This is a genomic window from Leeuwenhoekiella sp. A16 (assembly GCF_047946675.1).
Taxonomy (GTDB): domain Bacteria; phylum Bacteroidota; class Bacteroidia; order Flavobacteriales; family Flavobacteriaceae; genus Leeuwenhoekiella.
In genome coordinates this window covers 1,470,419-1,494,517 of the sequence record NZ_CP172313.1, presented here as the reverse complement: position 1 = coordinate 1,494,517, position 24,099 = coordinate 1,470,419, and the positions used below count along the sequence as shown (strand labels likewise).

The 24,099-nt window shown below is 38.6% G+C and carries 18 protein-coding genes and 1 pseudogene; 11 read left to right on the top strand and 8 right to left on the bottom strand.

Annotation, left to right across the window (positions count from 1 at the left end; translation table 11 throughout):
* Positions 1-17 precede the first annotated feature (17 nt).
* The 3 genes from ACH3O9_RS06340 (at position 18) to ACH3O9_RS06330 (ending at position 1,473) form a co-directional block, all read left to right on the top strand.
* Positions 18-275 (top strand): hypothetical protein, encoded by a 258-nt coding sequence (locus tag ACH3O9_RS06340; RefSeq protein WP_416445407.1) that lies wholly within the window; start codon positions 18-20, stop codon positions 273-275.
* An 87-nt stretch (positions 276-362) separates the two neighbouring features.
* Entirely contained in the window at positions 363-560 is a 198-nt protein-coding gene (locus tag ACH3O9_RS06335; RefSeq protein ID WP_099644402.1) for a cold-shock protein, read from the top strand.
* Between the two features lie 136 nt (positions 561-696).
* Positions 697-1,473, top strand: coding sequence for an amidohydrolase (locus ACH3O9_RS06330; protein WP_416445404.1), 777 nt, complete (start codon positions 697-699; stop codon positions 1,471-1,473).
* Here ACH3O9_RS06330 and ACH3O9_RS06325 read toward each other — a convergent pair.
* Together ACH3O9_RS06325 and ACH3O9_RS06320 are read right to left on the bottom strand one after the other, a co-directional pair.
* A complete protein-coding gene (locus ACH3O9_RS06325) occupies positions 1,430-3,088 on the bottom strand; it encodes an Ig-like domain-containing protein (protein ID WP_416445402.1) in 1,659 nt (552 codons plus the stop codon). The genes ACH3O9_RS06330 and ACH3O9_RS06325 overlap by 44 nt on opposite strands.
* 44 nt (positions 3,089-3,132) lie before the next feature.
* Positions 3,133-3,810 (bottom strand): ComF family protein, encoded by a 678-nt coding sequence (locus ACH3O9_RS06320; protein WP_416445400.1) that lies wholly within the window; start codon positions 3,808-3,810, stop codon positions 3,133-3,135.
* Positions 3,811-3,875: 65 nt separating this feature from the next.
* On the opposite strand from ACH3O9_RS06320, the gene ACH3O9_RS06315 reads away from it, so the two are divergent.
* The 3 genes from ACH3O9_RS06315 (at position 3,876) to ACH3O9_RS06305 (ending at position 9,477) form a co-directional block, all read left to right on the top strand.
* A complete protein-coding gene (locus ACH3O9_RS06315; RefSeq protein ID WP_416445398.1) occupies positions 3,876-4,757 on the top strand; it encodes a hypothetical protein in 882 nt (293 codons plus the stop codon).
* A gap of 83 nt (positions 4,758-4,840) precedes the next feature.
* Positions 4,841-6,376: a glycine--tRNA ligase gene (locus tag ACH3O9_RS06310; protein ID WP_416445396.1), complete on the top strand. Its 1,536-nt coding sequence runs from the start codon at positions 4,841-4,843 to the stop codon at positions 6,374-6,376.
* Between the two features lie 113 nt (positions 6,377-6,489).
* Positions 6,490-9,477: a GEVED domain-containing protein gene (locus ACH3O9_RS06305; protein ID WP_416445394.1), complete on the top strand. Its 2,988-nt coding sequence runs from the start codon at positions 6,490-6,492 to the stop codon at positions 9,475-9,477.
* 10 nt (positions 9,478-9,487) lie between these two features.
* Here the strand turns inward: ACH3O9_RS06305 and ACH3O9_RS06300 are convergent, their stop codons facing one another.
* Together ACH3O9_RS06300 and ACH3O9_RS06295 are read right to left on the bottom strand one after the other, a co-directional pair.
* Entirely contained in the window at positions 9,488-9,844 is a 357-nt protein-coding gene (locus ACH3O9_RS06300) for a hypothetical protein (RefSeq protein WP_416445392.1), read from the bottom strand.
* Positions 9,845-9,858: 14 nt separating this feature from the next.
* Complete coding sequence (locus ACH3O9_RS06295) at positions 9,859-13,281, bottom strand: hypothetical protein (RefSeq protein ID WP_416445390.1); 3,423 nt, start codon at positions 13,279-13,281, stop codon at positions 9,859-9,861.
* 150 nt (positions 13,282-13,431) lie between these two features.
* Between ACH3O9_RS06295 and ACH3O9_RS06290 the strand changes: the two genes are divergently transcribed.
* The 3 genes from ACH3O9_RS06290 (at position 13,432) to ACH3O9_RS06280 (ending at position 16,364) form a co-directional block, all read left to right on the top strand.
* Positions 13,432-14,214 carry an exodeoxyribonuclease III gene (locus tag ACH3O9_RS06290; protein ID WP_416445388.1) on the top strand — a complete coding sequence of 261 codons (783 nt, stop codon included), beginning with the start codon at positions 13,432-13,434 and terminating at the stop codon, positions 14,212-14,214.
* A gap of 27 nt (positions 14,215-14,241) precedes the next feature.
* Positions 14,242-15,201, top strand: a complete 960-nt coding sequence (locus ACH3O9_RS06285) for an OmpA family protein (protein WP_416445386.1) — start codon at positions 14,242-14,244, stop codon at positions 15,199-15,201.
* A 128-nt stretch (positions 15,202-15,329) separates the two neighbouring features.
* Entirely contained in the window at positions 15,330-16,364 is a 1,035-nt protein-coding gene (locus ACH3O9_RS06280) for an NADP(H)-dependent aldo-keto reductase (protein ID WP_416445384.1), read from the top strand.
* Positions 16,365-16,419: 55 nt separating this feature from the next.
* Here the strand turns inward: ACH3O9_RS06280 and ACH3O9_RS06275 are convergent.
* The 4 genes and pseudogenes from ACH3O9_RS06275 to ACH3O9_RS06260 all read right to left on the bottom strand — a co-directional run bounded on the left by ACH3O9_RS06275 (position 16,420) and on the right by ACH3O9_RS06260 (position 19,765).
* Positions 16,420-16,868: pseudogene (locus ACH3O9_RS06275) on the bottom strand (type II toxin-antitoxin system VapC family toxin).
* Positions 16,864-17,109 carry a DUF6364 family protein gene (locus ACH3O9_RS06270; RefSeq protein WP_416445382.1) on the bottom strand — a complete coding sequence of 82 codons (246 nt, stop codon included), beginning with the start codon at positions 17,107-17,109 and terminating at the stop codon, positions 16,864-16,866. The pseudogene ACH3O9_RS06275 and the gene ACH3O9_RS06270 overlap by 5 nt, the downstream one beginning before the upstream one ends.
* Positions 17,110-17,193: 84 nt before the next feature.
* The gene (locus ACH3O9_RS06265; protein WP_416445380.1) at positions 17,194-18,558 is read right to left on the bottom strand and encodes an acyl-CoA dehydrogenase family protein; all 1,365 of its coding nucleotides are present in this window, start codon (positions 18,556-18,558) and stop codon (positions 17,194-17,196) included.
* A 70-nt stretch (positions 18,559-18,628) separates the two neighbouring features.
* Positions 18,629-19,765, bottom strand: coding sequence for a peptidoglycan DD-metalloendopeptidase family protein (locus ACH3O9_RS06260; protein ID WP_416445378.1), 1,137 nt, complete (start codon positions 19,763-19,765; stop codon positions 18,629-18,631).
* A 499-nt stretch (positions 19,766-20,264) separates the two neighbouring features.
* On the opposite strand from ACH3O9_RS06260, the gene ACH3O9_RS06255 reads away from it, so the two are divergent.
* Both ACH3O9_RS06255 and ACH3O9_RS06250 read left to right on the top strand, forming a co-directional pair.
* Positions 20,265-21,248: a ribonucleotide-diphosphate reductase subunit beta gene (locus ACH3O9_RS06255; RefSeq protein ID WP_416445373.1), complete on the top strand. Its 984-nt coding sequence runs from the start codon at positions 20,265-20,267 to the stop codon at positions 21,246-21,248.
* A gap of 157 nt (positions 21,249-21,405) precedes the next feature.
* Complete coding sequence (locus ACH3O9_RS06250) at positions 21,406-23,958, top strand: ribonucleoside-diphosphate reductase subunit alpha (protein ID WP_416445371.1); 2,553 nt, start codon at positions 21,406-21,408, stop codon at positions 23,956-23,958.
* Positions 23,959-24,099: the final 141 nt, after the last annotated feature.

Here is a 24,099-nt window from a genome sequence, read left to right as displayed (position 1 = left end):
AAACAACAAAATAAAATATGCGTACAGCTATTATAGTTCTGTTTTTTCTACTTGTAATTACGATGGGAGTAGGCTTTTATCTTAGAGAAATAGATGAGATTGTAGCGGGTGACCGCTGTATAGGTCTAAGTATTTTAGCAGCAGTTTTTATCTTAATGCCTATGTTTCTCTATCATAGATGGAAGAATAGAAAAGTACATGATTACATGTTGACAGAAGACAACATCAAGAAAATGAGGGACTTCTCAAACAAGAAAAAAACTGAAAATCAATAACTTTTAAAAATAAATTTACAATTTGCTAACCTTTGTTTCATTAAATCATGTAGATTTGCAACAATATTAATTTTTTACAATTTTATAATGAAAGGTACAGTTAAATTTTTCAATGAGTCTAAAGGTTACGGATTCATAACCAATGATGACACAGGTAAAGATATCTTTGTTCATGCAACCGGTCTTAACGGTGAAGTGCTTGAAGAAGGTGATCAAGTGGAATACATTGAGGAAGAAGGAAGAAAAGGTATGGTAGCTGCGCAAGTTCGCGTACTACACGACTAAAATATATAAGTATATTTAGAATTTTCCGTAGCCCCTTGCATTCGCAAGGGGTTTTTTAGTTTTAATCCCGAAGCTTTTGGTTTTTCAGGATAAAGAATTTTTGTCTTTAGGGTAATGATTTTCGTATTTTTAAAATATGCAGGAGACTTTAAAAATAGCAGGTGTACAGGCACATTTGGCTTGGGAAAATCCGGTGCAGAACCGCAAATACTTCACTGAAAGACTTAAAAATCTCGAGGACGTAGATATTATCGTTTTGCCAGAAATGTTTGCAACAGGGTTCAGTATGAATCCTCAAGGTCTTGCAGAAGATGAGCCAGGAGAAACATTGAGCTGGATGAAAGAGCAAGCCGTTAAAACCGGTGCTGCAATTGCAGGAAGTTTAATGGTTAAGGTACATCAGGATTTTTATAACAGATTCTATTTTGTAACGCCACATGGCGAAATTCATAAATACGACAAGCGACACACCTTTACACTTGCAGGAGAAGATAAGGTTTATACAAAAGGTAACAAACCGGTGATAATTGATTATAAAGGCTGGCAAATATGCCTACAGGTTTGTTATGATCTGCGCTTCCCGGTATTCTCCCGCAACGTGTCAAATTATGACGTCTTGCTTTATGTGGCAAACTGGCCGTTAACTCGTGTTTTTGCATGGGAAACACTGCTTAAAGCGCGCGCTATTGAGAATATGGCATATTGTGTAGGCGTGAATCGCATAGGTCTTGATGGCGGTGGTTATGAATATAACGGTCACAGCGGGATCTACGATTATCTGGGAGGCACTTTAGCTTTCGCGAAGGATAAAGAAGTCACAATTATCGCTCAATTATCGGCTATAAACCTTCAAAAAACGCGAAAAAACCTCAATTTTCTGGAAGATCGGGACTCGTTTCTGCTGCAGGAATAGTTGCTGGTGAACCTAGAATAAAGGTGATTTTGGGCAGCCAGCCAGCACGCACATCCTGTAATTCGGGATAGTAAATAATAGTCTCTGGTTGTCTTCTTGCCAAGTAATTCCCGGTGTCGTAAACGCCGTTAGCATTTAAATCTTCTATAAGTCTTACGTAATATTTACCCGGATTTACGATCCTGAAAGCAAATTCTGTTTCACCTTCTTTGGCATATTGCTCTCTTTTTACATCGCCGCTTTCTGTTACTAATTGAACGATATATGGGTAGTTTTGGGCGTTTTTTAAAGTGAGTTCGAGTTCGCCATAATCAGCATATTCTTTAGTAGAACTTTTAATGACAAGAGAATCGTTAGTACTTCCGTAAAAATCGGTTAACGCCTTGGGCAGAATTTGCAATGTGTATTTTTCATTCTCTTCGGTTTCAAAACCAAAAATAACCTGCGCTTGCTCAGGTATCAATGTGGTGCTAAAATCTACTAAAGAAGAATCTGCCTTTGTTAAGGAAATAAGACTTTCGTCTAAAGCAACCAGAGGTATACTTGCCTGTAGTTTGATACTGTCGCCTAATTTAAGCGAGCTGGAGGTGAGAGCACTTATTGTTAACGAGTCTTTTTTCATCTTCCTTTTGCGCAAATACAAAGTGTCTGTAGCTTTTTCAGTTTTAACCTGAAATACTAAAGAGTCACTCTCAATCTGAGGTTTGTACCAGTAACGCAACGTGTCTACATCTTCTTTATAAGAGATTAAATATTCAAAACCAGCAGGTTTTTCTGAGATCAATTCTATATCGATACTGTCCTTAGCGCCGGTATATGGAAAACTTACGCGCTGTTCTCCCGCCTGTTTAGGTCGTGAAACACTGGTTTCATTTTCGCTGAAAAGCGTAAGGGTATATGTGCTGTCTGTAGGTACGTCGATAAATGAGTCAAAAAAGGCGATTTTATCCTTTTCTGGCTGAAATGTGTAGTTATTATCCTCGTCTTTTAAGGCGGCAAGGCGATAACGACCTTCGCGCAAATTACTAAGCTCAAAAGTAACAGAGCTATCTAAAGTATTGGTAATATACCGAGGTGTCTGTTTATAGATAACAGAATCAGAATAGGTGCTGTCTACCTCGTAAAGCATCACAGTAACATAATCATCTGGCTCTCTCAATAAAGCGTCTTTAATGACACCTTTTATAGAAAGTGAATCTATATAATCACCAGTAGACATTACATATTTAAAAAAAGAAAAGGGATTGCCTTCGTTATTATCTACAACACTGTTGCCAAAATTGAAAACGTATGTGGTATTAGGGATTAACGTATCTAGAATCTCAATGTCAATATATTTAGCTGCGCTTCCCAGTGGAGTGATAAGCGGCGCCGGATTCATAGGCGGTGATATTATAAGCTGCTTCTGCAGGTCTTTTAATTTAATATATTCGTCAAAATATATGCGTATCTCATTCCCCTCAAAATTTGTAGAATAATTAGGTGGACTCGCATTTACAAAAACAGGAGGATCCTCATCTTTAGGACCGCCCGTAGGATTGCCGCGTTTAGCACAATTTACCACCAGAAGCAGGAGGAGAAATGAAAGCAGTATTTTTACACCGTTTTGAAGCATAGCGCGGCAAAGTAACGATTTATTTTTCGTGTAAACGAAAATTCTCATTGTGCTATTGCCATTACGGCCACACTAATTTTTACGTTTTTAATCTTTTTAAGAGCCAGATAACAACCTTCTATCGTGCCTCCTGTTGTAATAAGGTCATCAACTAATAGTATGTGTTTGTTCTGTAGGTTAGTAAACTCTCTAATATCAAACGAATTTAAAACATCTTTGCTTCTTGTGGCTCTGCCCATAAATACCTGAGTACGCGTAGACCTTGTGCGCACTAAGGCATCGTCTACGTAATCAGCATTAATAGCTTTTGCGATTGCTTTACCAAAACCAGAGACTTGATTGTATCCTCTTTTTCGTTTTCTTTTAGGATGTAGCGGTACAGGAACAACGCAGTCTATCTGGCAATAGTTTTCTAGTTCTGCTAATTCCTGCCCTAACCATTTACCCAGAAAAGTACTTATAGATTTGTCGCCTCTGTATTTAAGATTATGAATTAGATTTTGAACTAACGTTTTTTTGTCAAAATAGAAAAGAGCAGTGCCCAGTTCAATATCTGCACGCCCATACAGCAATTTTTGAATGGGTTTCTCCGTTACATAATGAAAACCTGTTACAGGTAATCTATGCCTGCATGAGGTACAAATTATATCTTCGCCATAATCAAGAACGGTATCGCATGCTTTACATGTTTTAGGATAAAAAAGATTAAATAAAGACCGCACTTGATTTGGTTTAAAAAATTGGTACTTTAAGTCAAGTTAATCAAAGAAACTTAGAAAGACGATTTATGAGCGCAACTAGTAATAGTAATGCTTTAAAAACACTTACTGCTATTCTTACCTTTTTGCTTTTAGGGCTGGGTATTTATACAATAAAATTTTACAATCAGGTGCAGAGCAATGAGGTTGTTCTAATACGTGAAAAAGAAATGATAGAAGGTGAACTCAAGGATATTCTTAAAAAATATAACGATGAAATTGCCGAAACTCAGGTGCTGCAAACGGAGTTATTAGCTGCTAAAGAGCGCATTCAGGGTTTGCTTGACACGCTTAAAGAATCTGAAGCAACTCAGGTTGTCTTACAGAACTATCGCATAGAGATTAGACACCTGCGTAGTGAAAGAGATGTGCTTCTGCAACGTGCAGACAGCCTTACGCAGCTAAACGAGGCTTTGATAGCAGAGAAAACCAATACAGAAGAAGCCTTTGGCGAGACTATCGTTGAGCGTGATTCTCTACAGGTCACAAATCTTAATCTTCAAAAAGAGATTGAGAAAGGCTCTCAATTAACAATTAGTAATCTTGAACCGGCTGGTGTGATTGTAAGATCCAGCGGCAAACAGATCGAGAATAGCAGGGCCAGGCGTATTGATGATATCGAGATCTGTTTTACCATAAACGAGAATCCACTGGCTAAAACAGGTGAGCATACTATCTTTTTACAGATTATTAATCCACAGAATAATGTAATAGGAGCACATAAGACTCAGGAATTTGGTGAAGACCTTCTTATCTATAGCGCTTCTAAGACCGTTAATTACAGTAATGCCGAGATGAAAATGTGCATTCTGGCCACTTCTACAGAAGACAGTTTTGAGGAAGGCCTGTATCAGGTTAACATTTTTGAAGATGCACGTTTGCTTAGATCTGCAGTTTTAGAACTTAATTAAAAATAAGGTCTAAAGAACAAAGAGTAAGCTTGGTTTTTTTACTTTTGCCCATTGTTTAAAAATCTATAAAAAAGCATCGATTCATGGCACAGCAGGAAGATCATTTTAAAAAAGTTATTTCACACGCTAAAGAGTACGGCTATATTTTTGGCAGTAGTGAGATCTATGATGGCCTAAGCGCTGTTTATGACTATGGGCAGAATGGAGCAGAACTTAAAAAGAACATAAGAGATTACTGGTGGAAGAGTATGGTACAGCTTCACGAGAATATCGTAGGTCTTGATGCCGCAATATTTATGCATCCCACAACCTGGAAAGCTTCAGGACACGTAGATGCTTTTAATGACCCTTTAATTGATAACAAAGATTCTAAGAAGCGCTATAGAGCTGATGTTCTCATTGAGGATTATGCCGAAAAACTCAATCAAAAAGCCGAAAAAGAGATCGCTAAGGCGAAAAAACGTTTTGGTGATGCTTTTAATGAGGAGGAGTTTGTAACTACAAATGCACGTGTATTACGATACAGAGAAGAACAAACTCAGGTAATACAACGTATGGCTCGCTCGCTTGAAGCGGAAGATCTTGCAGATGTAAAAGCGCTTATAGAGGAGTTGGGCATTGCAGATCCTGAAACAGGTTCTAAAAACTGGACAGATGTGCGTCAGTTTAACCTAATGTTTGGTACAAAACTAGGAGCTTCAGCAGAGAATGCTACAGATCTTTTTCTTCGTCCGGAAACTGCACAGGGGATATTTGTAAACTTCCTGAATGTACAGAAATCTGGAAGAATGAAAATTCCTTTTGGTATTGCACAAACCGGTAAAGCTTTCAGAAATGAGATAGTTGCAAGACAATTCATATTTAGAATGCGTGAGTTTGAGCAAATGGAAATGCAATTCTTTGTACGCCCTGGTGAAGATTCAAAATGGTATGAATACTGGAAAGAAGCGCGTCTTAAATGGCATCTTTCTCTAGGTTTGGGTCAGGACAACTATAGATTTCACGATCATGATAAATTAGCGCATTATGCAAATGCAGCAGCAGATATAGAATTCAACTTTCCTTTTGGTTTCAAAGAACTGGAGGGGATTCATTCTCGTACAGATTTTGACCTTAAAGCTCACGAAGAGCATTCTGGTAAAAAACTACAATTTTTTGATCCAGAGCTAAATAAAAGTTATGTGCCTTATGTAATAGAAACTTCTATTGGTCTTGACAGAATGTTTCTTGCTGTTTTCTCTCAGTCTTTACAAGATGAAGAATTAGAAAATGGAACCACACGTACAGTTTTAAAGATTCCTGCAGTAATTGCACCAGTCAAAGCGGCTGTTCTTCCTTTAATTAAAAGAGATGGTTTGCCAGAAATTGCGCAACAAATAATTGATGATCTAAAGTGGGATTTTAATGTGGCTTACGACGAGAAAGATGCCGTTGGTCGCAGATACAGAAGACAGGATGCAGCAGGTACTCCATATTGCATAACTGTAGATCACGATACTTTAGAAGATAACACGGTCACAATAAGAGATCGCGACACTATGGAGCAACATCGCGTAAAGATATCAGAGCTGGCTGCTATCATTCATAAAAAAGTAGATTTTAGATACTGGATGAAATAAAGAATTGATAGAAAGCCCCTTAAAAAAGGGGCTTTTTTTAAATCGGATGCAATAAAACTTTCGTAAGTTTAATGCACTGTGCCTGTTTGTTTTAATTACTTTTTCCTGCTTTTATGAGAAACTCTTACTTTAATTTTTTCGGTTGCCTGATAATAGGCATTCTATTTTCAACTAGTGCTTTTGCACAAAAGGTGACTCCGCGTACCATCGGTAATTTTCATTTAATAGGAGAGGCAAAAAGTATAGCAGAGCAGATAAAAACGGGTAGTCTGGTGCCGCCAGATCTTTCAGGTGAAAGTGAAGAAGTAAACCCTAAACGCAGAGGAACTAATAAGGTTGTGCCGGGTAAAGGTTTTCCTAAGGGGAATGACCCGTTAGTTAAAGACCAAACTCAAACGCAGACACAAACAAAATTACAAATACAAGATAGCCCCCTTTTTGTATTTGATGTTGGTAACAGCAATTTAAGAGCTGCGCCATCAGATCCCACAGGGGCTGCGGGACCCAACCATTATATAGCAGCCTGGAATTCAGCTTTTAGAATTTTCGATAAACAAGGAAATCCCTTGATGAATGAAGCATCTCTTGCGACACTTTTTCCGGGGAATGAACTAGGAGATCCTATTGTCTTGTATGACGCACCAGCAGACAGATATATAATTACAGAATTTGATGAGTCGCCTAACGGATTGAACATGGCCATTTCTAAAGGTCGTGATCCTATTAATGATGGCTGGTATATTTATACGACAGGTCTTGAAACAAATGCGTTTCCTGATTATGCAAAATTCTCGATATGGCACGATGGTTACTATGTTACGGCTAATATTCCCGGAGCAGAAAGTACAGAAGTAGATGCGGTTTTTGCAATAGAACGCGATAAAATGCTGGTGGGTGAAGATGCGAGAATTCTTTCTTTTCCCTTACCCGGAATTGAATTGAGTGGCTTTTATAGTCCACAAGTGTTTAATGTAGGTAATAGGAATATGCCTGCAAGCGGCCCGGCCACTGTTGTTTACATGCAGGATGATGCCTGGTCTGGTGTTGATGACGATCATTTAAAATTATGGAGTGTAAGTGTAGACTGGAACGACCCGCTTAATTCTACAATCTCACAACCTGTGGAACTCACAACTGCAGCATTTAATGGTGTTTTTGATGGTGGTTCCTTTTCAAATTTATCACAACCGGGAGATCCTACTAATCCCGATGCGGTTATTCCAGATCTGGATGCATTACAGGCTACGATTATGAATCAGGCGCAGTTCAGGCAATTTGATACCTACAATTCTGTAGTATTTAATTTCGTTGTAGACGTAGAAGGTGGTGTAGAAGAAAAAGCCGGGATAAGATGGTATGAATTAAGACAGAGCGGGGACGGCCAGCCATGGTCTATTTATCAGGAAGGAACATATGTTTCTCCCACTGTGCAGAATGCTTTTGCGGCCAGTATGGCGATGGATAGCAAAGGAAACATTGGCATGGGTTATTCTACGGTAAGCGAGACACAACATGTTGCGATACAATATACCGGAAGGTTTGCAAGTGATAAATTAGGTTCTATGACAATACCAGAAACGCTAATTGCACAGGGGAGTGATAATGCAGAAGAATCGCGATACGGCGATTATACACATCTCACTGTAGATCCTGAAGATGATAAAAAGTTTTGGTTTGTTTCAGAATATTTTAATCCTACCAGGCAAGATGTGGTAGGCGTTTTTCAGCTTGAGCCACCCTTTGATAATGATGTTGAGATTGTTGAGATCACTGCTCCCCAAGATGACTTCTTAAGCAATGCTGAATCTGTCACCATAAGAATTCGTAATCTAGGCAATAATGAAAAGTCAAATTTTCCTATATCTTATAGTATTGATGGCGGAACTCCTGTAACCGAAATGTTCACAGGTACATTGGCTTTTGAAGAATATGGAACATACACATTCTCCACTACAGCAGATCTTTCTACAGAAGGCAAAACGTATGCGATAGAAGGCTGGACGAGTTTAGAAGGAGACGAAGATCCAGATAATGACAGGTACGCTGAAAATGTTACTCATTTGTGGGATAAAGATTTAGGTGTTACAGCTCTTACTGCCCCTGTTTCTGGAAGTAGTTATAATGATGAAAACATCACTATAAGTCTTTATAATTATGGGGGAACTGCGCAATCTAATTTTCCGGTAACTTATTCTGTAAATGGCGATGCTCAAGTGACTGAAAACTTCACAGGAATCTTACCCTCACGAACTACTGTAGATTTTACTTTCGCTCAAACTTACAATTTTGCTCAATTAGGCGCTTATAATATTACAGCAAGTACAAATTTAACAGATGACTCAGATCACAGCAACGATAACTATTCTACCACAATATATGTTGATATATGTAAGCCTGAAGGTAATTGTGAGTCTGATAACGACGGTGTGACAATATTAGACCTACAGGGAGTTCATATTGAGACTGAATGCAATGCAACGGGTTATGCAAGAGATAATGATATCTTGGTAAAATTTGATACGGAAGAGCCTACCGTTACAGGAACGCTGCAGACAGGTTATGAAGATTCTGTCTTTGCTATTTTTATTGATTTTAATGATGACAGCGTATTCGATGCTGATGAGATAGTAGCTCAGGGAACTGTCGATTTTGCAGATACTGATACAGAATTTACCGTTACGCTACCGCGAGGTGCAGCATTAGGGAAGCATAAGATGAGAGTGCGCGGCGAAGATGAAGATGGTGATGGTGATGTTACCTTAGCCTGCGATCCTTTAGAATACGGTCGTACAAATGATTATATGGCAGAGATCTATGATTCTCTGGGCGTAGAAGATGAAGAAATAAGTACCGTAGAACTCAATATCATTGAGAATGAAAAAAACAAGTATACGGTATCGCTAGAAAGTCTGGAAGCAAGAGGCGATATGGCATTTTCGGTTTATAATCTTTTAGGTCAAACACTTGTATATAACTGGATACCTAATGAGGGCGGAAGATATGAGTACGATCTTGATATGTCTTACGCAGCTCCCGGGATATACATTGTGCGACTAGGCAACAAAAGAGCTGGTGGAGTCAAGAAAATTCTTGTGAAATAAAAGTTTCGGCTTATTTAAAATGCACATTAGATAAAGTTACCGGCAACGCTTTTTTACAGCGGTTAGCCATGCGCATGCCCGTATATTCAAAAAAGATCTCAAGACTGTCCTTTTTAAATTCTTCATCCATATTTACCGGGTCGAGATAATAAGGCAGCTTTTTATTTAGAACTTCAATTACAAAAGGGCAATCGTTAGCTTCCTGAGAAGCGATAACGCGACCTTCTAAAAGGCCTTCAGTATCAAACGAATATTTCATGTCTGCGGTCGATTTTTCACCTTCTGAGCCCGATTTTTGCAGCGCAGAGCAGGAGAATACGGTGAGGCAGAATAAGGCATATTTGAGTAAAGATAGTTGAGATTTCATAATACATAAATTTACTAAAAGAAAGCCCGTAACTGCACATTCCCGGTGTGAATTGTTCTCGTATTTTCACTTTTTCTGCCAAAATAGGAGATGTTAAGGTCAAGAAACTTTGTAAGCCGCCGCTGTGCCAGCAAATTCCAGGTGAAGTTGGTTCCCGGCTGTAAACCTTCAAGCATTTGGTAAGCAACAGGAGAAAAAGGGCTTCCGGTAAAACTATTTTTGATGTATTTCACCTCGCCATTTAATGAGATTTTCTCTGCATTATTGTATGAGAAGGCGAGACCCAGATTTTGCTGTTTTAAATTTTCCATATCGCCCAGCTCATTATCCTTTTTTCCGAAGGAATAAAACGCTTCCAGACGGGAAAAATCGGTAAATAAGTATGAAATTTTAGGTGAAATATTAAAGTTTAAAATGTCAAAATTCCTATTCTCATAATTTTCAGAAGTGCTCTTTGTGCTTCCAACCTCACTTTTCAAATTAAAGAGATACGATTCTTTGATGCGGTGCAAAAAGTTGAATTGATTATTGCGCAGTTCATTTTCCTGAAGCCCTATAGAAAGGAGATTTTTAGTCGTTGTAGCCAGATACGTATAGCTTGTAGAATACTTCTGTTGACCACGGTTATAGAAGAGGGTGTTACGCACGCTCAGGTTAAGTCCCAGTTCGTTGCTGCTATCCTTAAATGGGTTGATGTCAAAATTATCACCATCTCGCAAAATCTTGCGATCTATTAAATAACTGGTCTGGTTGTAAAAATGAGAAGCAAATTTCTTAAATCCATTTTGCCCGGACCATTGCTGAAAATTAAATGTGAGTAATTGACTTAGTTTATTTTGATGGGTGCGTACAAACACCTGATTAGGCAGCAATATTTTTATAAAATCTGCTTCATCCCTAAACTGCGCCACTTCAAATTCCTGCAGCTCCTGTACGCCATTGCCGTTATAATCGTTCCACGTGTGTGTGCCCTGCCCTTCATCAACTTTCACATAGGTAAATTCCTGTTGAGGTAAAGTCCCGCTGTTCGTTTCAAAAACGGTATTCCAGCGTATGATATCGTTAAAAAAACTTTGGTCATAAATAAGTCTGGAATTTAAGGATCGCTCTTTTTCAATATTCTCATCGGCATAATCCAGGGTTCTGTAGTTTACAAAAAGACCCAACGAAGTGCTGCTGTTTTTAACCAATTGTGATTTTAAATAGTAGGTGTTACTCGTGTTTACACGCGATAAATTTTCGCCTTTAAGGCTATCGTTTACACGAAATCTATAACCCACTTCTACAAAAACATTGGTGCTGTCTCCCACACCGGTGAATCCTTCATAAGAAGTAAATCGCTGACTTAATGCATCCAGCTTTCGCGAAATATTATTTTCAACCTGATTATCTTCAGCTCTTAAACGGGCACCCACCCATACTTTCTTAAGATCGTAAATGGCCTGGCTATAAATACGGAAGAATTTAGTATCTGTTGTGTCTGCCTTCGTATTTAGAAAACTTGTGTTAACCGAAGCGCGTACTTTTGTTCCGTTTAAAAAACCGGTAAATAAATGCCTATTTCCGGCAAAAGAGTCACCAAAATTGAGATTCTCAAAAGTGTAATTTGCCAGTAATTTGTCTTCATCTGTATAGTGCAGGGCGGTGGTTATAAATGTCTGATCGCCTGACGTAAAAAGAGGAAGGTTCCAATCGCGGTTAAACTCGATATTGTATGTGCGCTCTACATTTGTAAAACTGTCTTGTATGTAATCAATATTTGCAGAAACATCCAGCGATTTTTGGTCATTTTTAGCTAATAATTGATGCTGTAGGCTGATTTTTCCGGCAAAACCGTCGTTATTTTGATCGTCGAGATCTGAGAATAGGTTAAGGTCGTTTTTGCTTCCCGCACCTTCAAAAAATATTTTTGTGTTTTCTGTGGGTTCATAGTTTCCCTGCACCACAGCCATCTGTAGTTTTGTAGGAGCAAATAGCTGAACAACCGGCGCATAATTTCCCTGTGGTACTCCGTTTACTGGCGCTACATATTCATAAATTCTGCTAATTGCATTGTTACTGCTTAAAATGTAATTGCCCTGATTTGCTCCCACAAGAGAAAAGCGCACATTATATAGTTCGTCATCAGGATTATTAGAAAACACAAAGATTTCCTGACCATTCACAATATCTTTTCTATAGAGAATTTTGTTGTCACTATATGAGTCTGCAGTTGCGCTGGGTGCGATCATAGCGCTTTTGTCATCGCCTGCACTTTGTAAAATGTCAACCTGATCTGCATTTAGATTTTGTAATAAAGGCTGGTTTTTAGCATCATTTTCAGAATAAACATGAGCGCGTAAAGTCAGTTTCTCATCATCTGTTTTATAACCACCGCCGGCGTAGGCGATTATACGCGTAAAATTCTGCTCGCTGTATTGATATTCTACACTAATACGCATCTCACTGTTTATGGGGAAGGTGGGGTTAAATCGTATTTCGCCGGCGTTATAATCAATGACATAATCTTCATTCTCGCCACGTTTAAGCAAAATTCCATTTACAAAAACACGCTCACTGCCAGAAACGATGAGCACATACAACTCGCCGTTAGGTCCGGTAAGTTTATATGGACCTTGATTACCTTCCTGCCCGGTAAACCGGCTTTGTGTAAAAACACCTTTAACGAGGGCTCCGGTGGCAAAAAGATCGGTTTCACTCTCTGCATTGTCAATTCTTCCGCTAAGTGAGAGTCCCTGAACTTTTTTATTAAATCGGCCAAAGTAAGAAGTATTGTTTTCAAGATTGATATCACCTGCACGTATATTCCAGTTGTCACTGTATAGCTCGATAAAGATCTGGTCAAACTCATCAAGTCGCTGCGAGTAACCACCTTCCTGCTGGGGGATATTGGCATCTTGTATAGAAGCTCGCAATCCCACTTTATCACTTAATTGCCCGCTGATTTGCAGATCTAATTCTGAGTTTACCGTGCTGTTTTGATTATTACCAACAGTAACTCCGCGCACAATACTTCCCGAGGTCTGCAAGCCATCAAAAGGTGTAAAATTGGTCAGGTCGCGCTCTTTAGAAAGGGCATACGCTTTTTGTAGATTCCCGGTGCTGTTTACGATCTTATCGCGGTCGTATAAAAAATATTTTTTGGTTAGAAATTCGGGGTAGACGCGATATTTAAAGATAAGCGTATCTGGCGGAGATGTGTCGCTTTCGCGAAAGCTAAACACCGCTTTTCCATAATCTATAGAATACGCAGTAGAATCGAGCTGCTGCCCGTTCTTGAGAAAAACCTGAAAAAAAGAACTGTTTATACTTACTGAATCAAGAACTATGGTTTCTCTTAAGGCAAACTTTTTTACTCTAAAATCTGGGTCAGTCCTATCCTGCGCAAACGCGAGACTTGACAAGAGAAGAAAAAATACCAGAGAAATGTTGCGCATTAATGGTTAAAACTAAGAGATAATCTAAAAAGTATGAAACGGCTTCAAATTTAAACTTTAAATAGTTTGAGCAGCCTCTGCCAGAATACAGATAATATTTGTGTGTACACATCGATTAAGTACCTTAGCACTTTTTGCAAAAATTACATAATGAAAATTATCTCATACAACGTCAACGGAATACGAGCAGCAATACGAAAAGGTCTGCTTGAATGGATCACACAGGCAGATCCTGATGTGCTGTGCATTCAGGAAACAAAGGCAAATGCAGACCAACTAGATCTTGAACTTTTTAAAGCGTTGGGTTATTATAATTATTGGTTTAGCGCCCAGAAAAAGGGGTACAGCGGAGTTGCGATTTTGACCAAAAAAGAACCAGATAATGTTGTTTTTGGGACAGGTGTTGACTACATGGATTTTGAAGGTCGTAACATACGCGTAGATTTTGGTGATATTTCTGTAATGAGCCTGTACTTACCTTCCGGGACAAATATTGCACGTCTTGATCATAAACTGCAGTATATGGCAGATTTTCAGACTTATATTAACGTTTTAAAGCAGGAAAGACCCAATCTTATAATTGGTGGTGATTACAATATTTGTCACGAGGCTATAGATATTCACGATCCTGTGCGTTTGCAAAATACGAGCGGCTTTTTACCTGTAGAACGTGAGTGGATAGGCGGTTTTATAGATAGTGGTTTTGTAGATTCTTTCAGGCATCTAAATAAGGAGCCAGACAATTATACCTGGTGGAGCTACAGAGCAAATTCCCGAGCTAACAATAGAGGCTGGCGTATAGATTACAATATGGTTAGTGAGCCATTAAAAGAAAAAATAAAAAGAGCCGTTATACTACCAGATGCAATGCATAGTGACCATTGCCCGTTATTGGTAGAACTTAGCGGCGTGGCAGATCTTGCAGCTTCTTAACTTTAACTAACAATAATTATTAAAAACATGATCAAAAAAATTTGTGTGTTGCTTGTGAGTAGCTATTTATTAGCATCATGTGTATCAGCCAAAGTGTACAAAGACCTTGAAGGAAAATACGCCGATTTAAAGGCTGAAAACCGCGATTTAAAGAGTGATTTGACCGATTCTGAAAGTCTGAAAAACCAATTTAAAACTGAAGCTAACAGGCTGCAGGCAGAACTAGACAAAGCCACAGCAGAACGGGATAAACTGGCAAGAGAGTACGCTGCCGCGAAATCTAATCTAGAAAATCTGCAATCTTCTTACGATGCCTTAGAGGCTAACAGTTCTGCTCGTCTTGCAGAGAACTCACAAAAAAACAGGGAGCTGTTAAAAGAACTTGATGAGAAGCAGGCGGCGCTGGCTGCAGAGCAAACCAGGCTTGACAAATTGCAACGAGATCTGGCAGATCGTTCACATCGTGTAGATGAACTTGAGAGTATGATCGCTGCAAAAGACGCCTCTATGCGTGCTTTAAAAGACGCGATCTCAAAAGCGCTTGTAGATTTTGAAGGTAAAGGTCTTACCGTAGAGCAGAGAGATGGTAAAGTGTATGTTTCTCTTGAGAATAAATTACTTTTTGACAGCGGTAGCTGGATGGTAGGTACTCAGGGTAGACAGGCTGTACAGCAATTAGGAAGTGTGCTGGCACAAAACCCCGATATTTCTGTATTAATAGAAGGCCATACAGATAATGTGCCTTACGGTGGTAACGGGCAAATACAAGACAACTGGGATCTCTCAACAAAACGAGCAACTGCAATTGTGCATTTGTTAAGTGAAAACAAAAATATAGACCCCAAAAATCTTACTGCTGCCGGCCGTGGAGAATTTGCTCCAGTCGCCGAAAATACATCAGCAGAAGGAAAAGCAAAAAACAGACGCATTGAAGTAGTGCTTACGCCAAAACTAGATGAGGTAACAAAACTGCTCAACGACATATAAAAATCGGCTTTAAAGTATGAAAAACCTTCTTTTTAAGAGGGTTTTTCGCTTTTATGGAGGTTTGTTACAAGTGCGATGGTTTAACTTTGCCAACTTTAAATTTATGCCTTCCGGCGAAAAAACATTCAATGAAATATACCGTACTACCTAATACAGATATAGAAATAAGTAAATTATGTCTGGGCACCATGACCTGGGGTCAACAGAATACAGAAGCAGAAGGTCATGCCCAGCTTGATTATGCTGTAGAAAAAGGTATAAATTTCATAGATACCGCAGAATTATATAGCGTACCTGCAAAAGAAGAAACGCAGGGAAGCACTGAAAAAATTATAGGAAGCTGGTTAAAGAAAAGAGGCAAGAGAGATGATCTTGTTATAGCATCTAAAATAGCCGGTCCCGCCGAAATGACTAAACACATTCGCACCGGTGGTTTTGCAAAAGAAGAAATAGCAGATGCTATTGATAAAAGTTTGCAGCGTTTACAGACAGATTATATTGATTTATATCAACTGCACTGGCCAGATCGTAACACCAATTTATTTGGTAAGCTAGGCTATGAGCACGATCATGATGAAGAGTGGGAAGACAATTTTGCTGAGGTACTTGAGACTTTAGATAGTTTTATTCTTCAGGGAAAAATTAGACACATAGGTGTAAGTAATGAAACACCATACGGACTGTCGCGTTACCTGGAAGAAGCCAGAAAGGGAGCTCCTAAAATGATCACCGTACAAAACCCATATAATCTTTTAAATCGAAAAGATGAAATAGGACTTACAGAAATTCTACATCGTGAAGGTGTGGGCTTGCTGGCGTATTCTCCTTTAGGTTTTGGTACACTTACTGGTAAATATCTTGATGGTAACAAACCTGAAGGAACACGGGTTACACTTTTCCCACAATACAAACGCTACCACAGTGAGAACAGTTTTGAAGCTACGCGAAACTACAGAACGATTGCTCATAAATACGGGCTAAGCTTTGCCCAAATGTCTCTCGCCTTTGTAACCGAAAGACCATTTATTACCGCAAATATTATAGGAGCAACAAGCGTTGAACAGCTAGGCGAGAACATAGACAGCATCAACTTAAGTCTTTCACAGGAAATTCTTGACGAGATAGAAAATGTACACAAAGCATTTCCTAATCCTGCACCATAAATTGATTGAAAATAAATAGAAAAGCCTTCCAGAAACTTAATTCTCGAAGGCTTTTCTATTTACTTGTCACCCCGCATATTTGAGGGTCTTGTTTCATTGCTAAATATTCTTTCGCTGTTAAAACTGGTAATTTAGAATTTTTGAAATCCTTTTTGTTTCTCGTAAGGATAATTTCAACATTATTTTCTATTGCCGAATAATATTTTAATCCGTCTTCTAAATCAGGAAAGCTTTCATCGCTCAGGGCCAGTTCCATTATTTTATCATTTAACGTTAATAACTCGACAAGTACTTTGATTTTTCTTAAAATTTCTCGCGCTTCTTTTGCTGATTTTAGTTTTGTAAGTATGTAATTGGTATTGGCAAAAGCTAATGATGAAATTGTTAGGTTCAGTTCTTTTTTGTCTGCCTGAGAAAATAAATTGCCGCATCTTGATAAAATTCCTTTCTTTTCGAAAGTAAGTCTATTACAATATTCGTGTCTATTAATAATTTTTTTTCAATTGTACTTCTTCATTAAATACTTAGCATATTCATCTTTTTCATCAAAATCATCATCTAATGAAATAACCGCACTAAGACTTTTCACCAATGGTGTAATTTCAGTTTCCTTATTTTCATTTTCGGTTAAAGAACCTAAATAGGATTCTATTAATTTAGAGAGACTAATTTTATTTGACTTAGCATAATGTTTTGCAGTTTCAATAATATTAACATCCAGACTTAATGTGACCTTTTTATCCATCGCCAATTACTTTACGTATAAATATTAATTTATTACGTAAATTTTAATGCTTTCCGATTTTTTTGCTAGGGGCGATCTTGAATTTTAACTCACAAATGCGCTATACCCGGTAATTGCCCTGCCTACGATAAGTGAATTGATCTCTTTGGTTCCTTCGTATGAATAGATGGCTTCAGCATCAGCTACAAATCTTGCAACATCATATTCCAGTAAAATACCGTTACCGCCCATTACTTCGCGTGCGCGACTAACAACATCACGTGTACGCAATGAGCAGAACACTTTAGCAAGTGAAGCGTGCTCATCAGTTAAGATGCCCGCATCCTGCATTTCAGAAAGGCGAAAACATAAAGTTTGCATAGCCGTAAGATTAGACAGCATTTCTACTAGATGATTTTGTATTAATTGAAAACTAGCAATTGGGCGACCAAATTGCTCTCTCTTTTTCGTATACTTCAAGGCACTTTCGTATGCTCCACGGGCGCAGCCCACTGCTTGCCATGCTACTCCTGCACGAGTCATTTGTAAAACTTTGGCCGTATCTTTAAATGAATTTGCGTTTTGCAGACGGTCACTTTCAGGTACGCGGCAATCTGTTAAAGTAATAAGTGCATTCTGTACAGTACGCAGAGCCATTTTATCTTCGATCTTTTCGGCTTTAAAGCCGGGGTTCTCTTTACGAACAATAAACCCCTTTACCCGATCTGAAACCTCGTCTCTAGCCCAGATTATTGTGATATCTGAGAAAGTAGCGTTGCCTATCCATTTTTTCTGGCCGTTTAAAACCCATTCTTCACCTTCTTGTCTGCAGGTAGTTCCTAGTCCGCCGGCAACAGCAGATCCTACTTCAGGTTCAGTGAGACCAAAGGCACCAATTTTTTCAAAGCGTTGCATTTTTGGTAACCATTCCTGTTTTTGTTCTTCGCTTCCGCATAAATAGATAGAACCCATTGCGAGACCACTATGAACACCAAAAAATGTGGAAATGGAAACATCTACCCGCGCCATTTCTACAGCCAAAATACCTTCCATCAAAAAGGATTGATTGGGGCAGCCATAGCCTTTATAAGCGATACCGCAAACATCAAGTTCTGCCAGTTTTGGTATAATCTGGTGTGGGAACTCGGCCTTGTTCCAGTATTTGTTAGCGATTGGTTTTATCTCATCTTCCATAAAGCGACGCACCTTTAGTTGTATCTCGCGCTCTTCAGGCGTAAGTTTTAGGCTGAGGTTGTAAAAATCGCCATCTATAGGTGGCAGGTTGTGCTGCCCTTTTTTTGCCTGAGTGGTGAGCATTTTCATCAAGCCTTTAAGCTGGCGATCATCTAATTCACCTACGGCGCTCATTACCTGAGTTAGATCTACTTTTTGTGAGAGTTTTGTCAAGGCGTCCATATCTATAGATTTTAATAGATTGATAGTGCCTTTGACCTTTGAGAATAACGACATCGTTGTAATTTAAGTAAGAAGCCTAAATATACAGCGTTTTTTACAGATGCAACTGTGAAACATTTAATTGCTAAATTCCCTGTACAAGACTCTCGTGTATAAATGCGTCTTGTGCATCTGCAGTTCTTACGTGGAGCCAGTTGGCGCTTCGGCCCAATAATTCTAATGTATCTCTTCTGGTGGCTTCTCCTATTTTTTTAGCTTTCGCGAAAGCTGAATTACGCAAATTTGCCCGGCTGGATTTTACCACGATTTTCTCATGTATGTCTTTCTTCACATCTGTAGATGCCAAAGGAGCTGTACCTTCAAAAACATAAGGCAACGGATTTATAGCACCGCCGCGACCTCTGTAAATACCAAAATGCAAATGTGTAGGTGTTGTGCGTGCGTTGCCGGTATTGCCCACAAAACCCAGTGTATCTCCTGTTTTTACACGCTGCCCCTGAGTTGATGCAATACTGTCAAGATGGGCGTAATAAAGAGAATTACCCCATAGGCCAGCCCGTAGCCACACCTGTTTACCACCCAGACCTCTATTGCCTGTTGAGCTTATCCAGCCATCTGTGGCTGCAACTACGGGAGTACCACGCGGCGCAAATATATCTAAACCTTCATGTCTGCGAGCACCAGCATCTCGAGAAGCACCCCAAAAACTTTGTATGGCAGCGTTACCTTTGCCCACTACCGGAAAATGATACATAGGTGTGCGGTAAGCTTTTAAAGCAAAGTTAGTGTTGGCCTGTATTTCGGGCTGTATGATAACTTTATAATCGCCAGAATTTTCTACGGTATAGTGAAGTTCTTTATCCTTCAGGTCACTTTCTGCTATAGATTGATAGGGATTTAAACTGTCACCAGTTTTTTTATAAAGTTCAAGAAAAACTTTTGTAGCAGTAGTATCTGTGGCTGCTTCTAAATGAAAAACCTCTCCTTGTTCCAGCTTAACATCATAACTATAAACAGCATCACTATTTGTATAATAATGACCTTCTTCCAGATAAGGTAGTTTTATAGATAAACTGTCTGCAAATGCATTTTTATAGGCTTGCTGCCAGATATTAAATTGAATAGTGTCTGTGACAAAATCGCGTTTATAAAGCTCACGTGCAGTTGGGTTTGTGAAAATATCTGTGGCCTTTGTAAGTTTTGAACACGCATTAAGAAATATAATACCTATTAGTAAGAGTATTAAGTTTTTGATTTTCATATGGTTATTTTCCTTTTATAGCACTTTAAAGGAAGCAGAAATTATGCCAAAAAATACCGATATTACCTCTAATATTACCGATTTTTAAAAAGATACCTGATTACCATTTAAAATATCGATTTTACGCAAAATGATATTTCATAAAAGGGTTGTAAGATTTTATATTTTTTTGAGAGGAATTTAGATTAAAAAGCCGCCTTTTTCACCTTAAAATCGCCTTTGGGATTTAAAAAGTAAATCTGGGTTTAGCCCTTGTAAAAGCCCTTGCTGGCGGTGTTTTTAACGATGAAATACACAGTGTTGATAATTGCTTTAATAAATTGATTATCAATAAATTAAACTGTTTGTTTAACAAAACTATAAGGGCGTAGGAAAACTCTTCGTGTTGAAAACTTTGTTGAAAACCGGCTCCCAATTAACAAGCATTGAGCTCCTTTTTTTTTCATATTTGTTAGTCCCTAGTAACCAGAGAATTTTATCACTTAAAAACGCAAAGGACATGAGTCAGGTAGAGCCCATTTTACAAGAAAACAAAGATCGTTTCGTAATATTTCCTATACAACACCATGACATATGGGAGTGGTATAAGAAATCTGAGGCTAGCTTCTGGACTGCAGAAGAGATTGACTTACACCAGGATCTAACAGACTGGAATAATAAACTGAACAAAGACGAGCAATATTTCATCAAGCATATTCTTGCATTTTTTGCCGCATCAGACGGTATCGTAAATGAGAATCTTGCAGAGAATTTTGTGAGTGAAGTTCAATATTCTGAAGCTAAATTTTTCTACGGTTTTCAGATCATGATGGAGAATATTCACTCTGAGACATACTCGTTGCTTATCGATACTTATGTTAAAGATGAAAAGGAAAAAGATCAATTGTTTAATGCCATTGAGAATTTCCCTGCAATTAAGAAAAAAGCAGACTGGGCTCTAAAATGGATCGACAGTCCAAGTTTTGCAGAGCGTTTAATTGCTTTTGCTGCAGTAGAAGGGATTTTCTTCTCAGGTGCATTTTGCTCTATTTTTTGGTTAAAGAAAAGAGGTTTAATGCCGGGACTTACCTTTTCTAATGAGTTGATATCAAGAGATGAAGGTGTTCATTGTGATTTTGCAGTTCACCTGCACAATCATCACCTAATCAATAAGGTGCCTAAAGAACGCATTCGCGAAATATTAGTCGACGCACTTAATATAGAGCGTGAATTCATTACAGAATCTCTGCCTGCAAGTCTTATAGGTATGAACTCAAAACTAATGACTCAGTATCTGGAGTTTGTAACAGACAGATTGCTGGTTGAGTTAGAATGCGAGAAAGAATACAATGTCACAAATCCTTTTGATTTCATGGATATGATTTCTCTACAGGGAAAAACCAATTTCTTTGAAAAAAGAGTAGGTGAGTATCAAAAAGCAGGAGTTGCCAGCGGAAGCGGCGGCACCGAAGGTCAAAAAATAAGTTTTGATGCAGATTTTTAAAAGATTGCATTAGAAACACCAATTAGCCCTAAGCGGGCACCAATAAATATTTAAAATAAACGGTGAAGACTGTAGTTTCTTAATTACAGCCCTAGCCATCTTTTTCTCAAAGTTTGCCAAAATGCTTTGAGCGTTTAACTATAAAAAACCAAGGCCCATGTATGTAATTAAAAGAAACGGACGCCAAGAGCCCGTTATGTTTGACAAGATAACAGCAAGAATAAGAAAGTTATGCTATGGTTTAAATCCATTAGTTGACCCGGTTAAAATCTCTTTGCGTGTTATAGAAGGCCTTTATGATGGTGTAACAACCAGTGAGCTTGATAATCTTGCTGCAGAAGTTGCTGCAACAATGACAACTTCACATCCTGATTATGCAAAGTTAGCAGCACGTGTTTCGGTTTCTAACTTACATAAGAACACTAAAAAAACCTTTAGCGAAGTAGTGCAGGATATGTATGAGTACGTGAACCCGCGTACCGGCAAAAAAGCGCCACTTATTGCAGATGACGTTTATAAAGTGATCATGGAAAATAAAGAAGAGCTTGACTCTTCTATTATCTATAGCAGGGATTTTGGTTACGACTATTTTGGCTTTAAAACATTAGAACGTTCTTATTTATTAAAACTTAACGGTAAGATAGTAGAGCGCCCTCAACATATGCTTATGCGCGTATCTGTAGGTATTCACTTAAATGATCTTGCATCTGTAAAAGAGACATATGAGTTAATGTCTAAAAAATATTTTACACATGCTACGCCTACATTATTTAATTCAGGAACGCCTAAACCTCAAATGTCTTCCTGCTTTCTGTTAGCAACTCAGGATGATAGTATTGATGGTATTTATGATACCTTAAAACAAACTGCCAAGATCTCACAGAGCGCTGGTGGTATAGGCTTATCTATTCACAACGTAAGAGCTACAGGGTCTTACATTGGTGGTACAAATGGTACTTCTAACGGGATAGTGCCTATGCTGCGTGTGTTTAATGATACGGCAAGATATGTAGATCAGGGTGGTGGTAAGCGTAAAGGCTCTTTTGCTATTTATATAGAACCATGGCATGCAGATATTTTTGATTTTCTTGATCTAAAGAAAAATCATGGTAAGGAAGAAATGCGTGCAAGAGACCTTTTCTACGCGATGTGGATTCCAGATCTGTTTATGAAACGTGTTGAAGAGAATAGCACATGGACTTTAATGTGTCCTAACGAGTGCCCTAATCTCTTTAATGTTCACGGTGATGAGTTTGAAGAAATGTACCTGAAGTATGAGGCTGAAGGTAAAGGCAGGAAAACTATAAAAGCCCGCGAACTTTGGGAGAAAATACTTGAGTCTCAAATTGAGACTGGTACGCCATACATGCTCTATAAAGATGCGGCAAATCGTAAATCTAACCAGCAAAATCTGGGTACGATACGCTCTTCAAATCTTTGTACAGAGATCATGGAGTACACCAGCCCTGATGAAGTAGCTGTGTGTAACCTGGCTTCTATCGCATTACCTATGTTTATAAAAGATGGTGAGTTTGATCATAAAGAACTTTACCGCATTACAAAAAGAGTAACTAAGAACCTGAATAAAGTAATAGATCGCAACTATTATCCGGTAAAAGAGGCTAGAAATTCAAATATGCGCCACAGACCTATTGGTTTAGGTGTGCAGGGTCTTGCAGATACATTTATCAAGCTTAGATTACCTTTTACAAGCGACGAAGCTAAAAAACTGAATCAGGATATTTTTGAAACCCTTTATTTCGCAGCAGTAACAGCTTCTATGGAGCTTGCTAAAGAAGAAGGAGCTTATGAAAGTTACAATGGTTCTCCTATCTCAAAAGGTGAATTTCAATATAACCTTTGGGGCATAAAAGATGAAGAATTAAGTGGTCGTTGGGAATGGGATAAATTACGTCAGGAAATTTTACAAAATGGCGTGCGCAATTCATTGCTTGTAGCGCCTATGCCTACAGCTTCTACGTCTCAGATCTTAGGAAACAACGAAGCATTTGAGCCATATACTTCAAATATCTATACAAGACGTGTACTTTCTGGTGAGTTTATTGTTGTGAACAAGCACTTATTAGAAGATCTTGTAGCACTTGGTCTTTGGGATGATGATCTTAAAGAAGCTATTATGCGCGCTAACGGTTCTGTACAAGATATAGACAGAATTCCTGCAGATCTTAAAGAACTTTATAAAACGGTTTGGGAGTTGAGCATGAAAGACATAATCGATATGTCTCGCCACAGAGGATATTTCATAGATCAGTCACAGTCACTGAATCTGTTTATGGAAAATGCCAATTTCGCTAAGCTTACCTCTATGCACTTTTATGCATGGAAGAGCGGTTTAAAAACAGGAATGTACTACCTGCGTACAAAATCTGCAGTAGATGCGATTAAGTTTACCCTTAAGAAAGAGGAGAAAGCTATTGTACAACCTGAAGAAGAAGTAGAAACTCAGGTAGCTGCTCGTGCTGCTAAAACTCTTGAAGCAAATACGGCTTCTAAAGTACACAGACCGGTACCTATAGAAGAACCTGCGACTCCTTATGAGACAAAAGGAACTCAGGCATCAGCTGCCGGAAATGTACAAGCTGGCGCACAAGTAAACACAGCGCCTATGACAGCAGATGAAATGAAAGCAATTATCGCTCAGGCGAAAGCTGCCGAAGGTGATGATGATTGCCTAATGTGCGGATCGTAGTAATCTATTTAAGTAGTTAATTAAAAAGCCCCATTTGATTTAAACAGATGGGGCTTTTATAATGGAATTAGCACAAGCCAAAGAAAAATAGTCTATTGAAAAATCACTGAAAAGTGCCTGTTTTTCGTGGGAAATAAGCTG

Excerpts from the sequence above, each read along its gene's own strand:
- ACH3O9_RS06340 (WP_416445407.1), top strand. The coding sequence starts at position 18 with ATGCGTACAGCTATTATAGTTCTGTTTTTTCTACTTGTAATTACGATG.
- ACH3O9_RS06335 (WP_099644402.1), top strand. The coding sequence starts at position 363 with ATGAAAGGTACAGTTAAATTTTTCAATGAGTCTAAAGGTTACGGATTC.
- ACH3O9_RS06330 (WP_416445404.1), top strand. The coding sequence starts at position 697 with ATGCAGGAGACTTTAAAAATAGCAGGTGTACAGGCACATTTGGCTTGG.
- ACH3O9_RS06325 (WP_416445402.1), bottom strand. The coding sequence starts at position 3,088 with ATGCTTCAAAACGGTGTAAAAATACTGCTTTCATTTCTCCTCCTGCTT.
- ACH3O9_RS06315 (WP_416445398.1), top strand. The coding sequence starts at position 3,876 with ATGAGCGCAACTAGTAATAGTAATGCTTTAAAAACACTTACTGCTATT.
- ACH3O9_RS06310 (WP_416445396.1), top strand. The coding sequence starts at position 4,841 with ATGGCACAGCAGGAAGATCATTTTAAAAAAGTTATTTCACACGCTAAA.
- ACH3O9_RS06305 (WP_416445394.1), top strand. The coding sequence starts at position 6,490 with ATGAGAAACTCTTACTTTAATTTTTTCGGTTGCCTGATAATAGGCATT.
- ACH3O9_RS06300 (WP_416445392.1), bottom strand. The coding sequence starts at position 9,844 with ATGAAATCTCAACTATCTTTACTCAAATATGCCTTATTCTGCCTCACC.
- ACH3O9_RS06295 (WP_416445390.1), bottom strand. The coding sequence starts at position 13,281 with ATGCGCAACATTTCTCTGGTATTTTTTCTTCTCTTGTCAAGTCTCGCG.
- ACH3O9_RS06290 (WP_416445388.1), top strand. The coding sequence starts at position 13,432 with ATGAAAATTATCTCATACAACGTCAACGGAATACGAGCAGCAATACGA.
- ACH3O9_RS06285 (WP_416445386.1), top strand. The coding sequence starts at position 14,242 with ATGATCAAAAAAATTTGTGTGTTGCTTGTGAGTAGCTATTTATTAGCA.
- ACH3O9_RS06280 (WP_416445384.1), top strand. The coding sequence starts at position 15,330 with ATGAAATATACCGTACTACCTAATACAGATATAGAAATAAGTAAATTA.
- ACH3O9_RS06270 (WP_416445382.1), bottom strand. The coding sequence starts at position 17,109 with ATGGATAAAAAGGTCACATTAAGTCTGGATGTTAATATTATTGAAACT.
- ACH3O9_RS06265 (WP_416445380.1), bottom strand. The coding sequence starts at position 18,558 with ATGTCGTTATTCTCAAAGGTCAAAGGCACTATCAATCTATTAAAATCT.
- ACH3O9_RS06260 (WP_416445378.1), bottom strand. The coding sequence starts at position 19,765 with ATGAAAATCAAAAACTTAATACTCTTACTAATAGGTATTATATTTCTT.
- ACH3O9_RS06255 (WP_416445373.1), top strand. The coding sequence starts at position 20,265 with ATGAGTCAGGTAGAGCCCATTTTACAAGAAAACAAAGATCGTTTCGTA.
- ACH3O9_RS06250 (WP_416445371.1), top strand. The coding sequence starts at position 21,406 with ATGTATGTAATTAAAAGAAACGGACGCCAAGAGCCCGTTATGTTTGAC.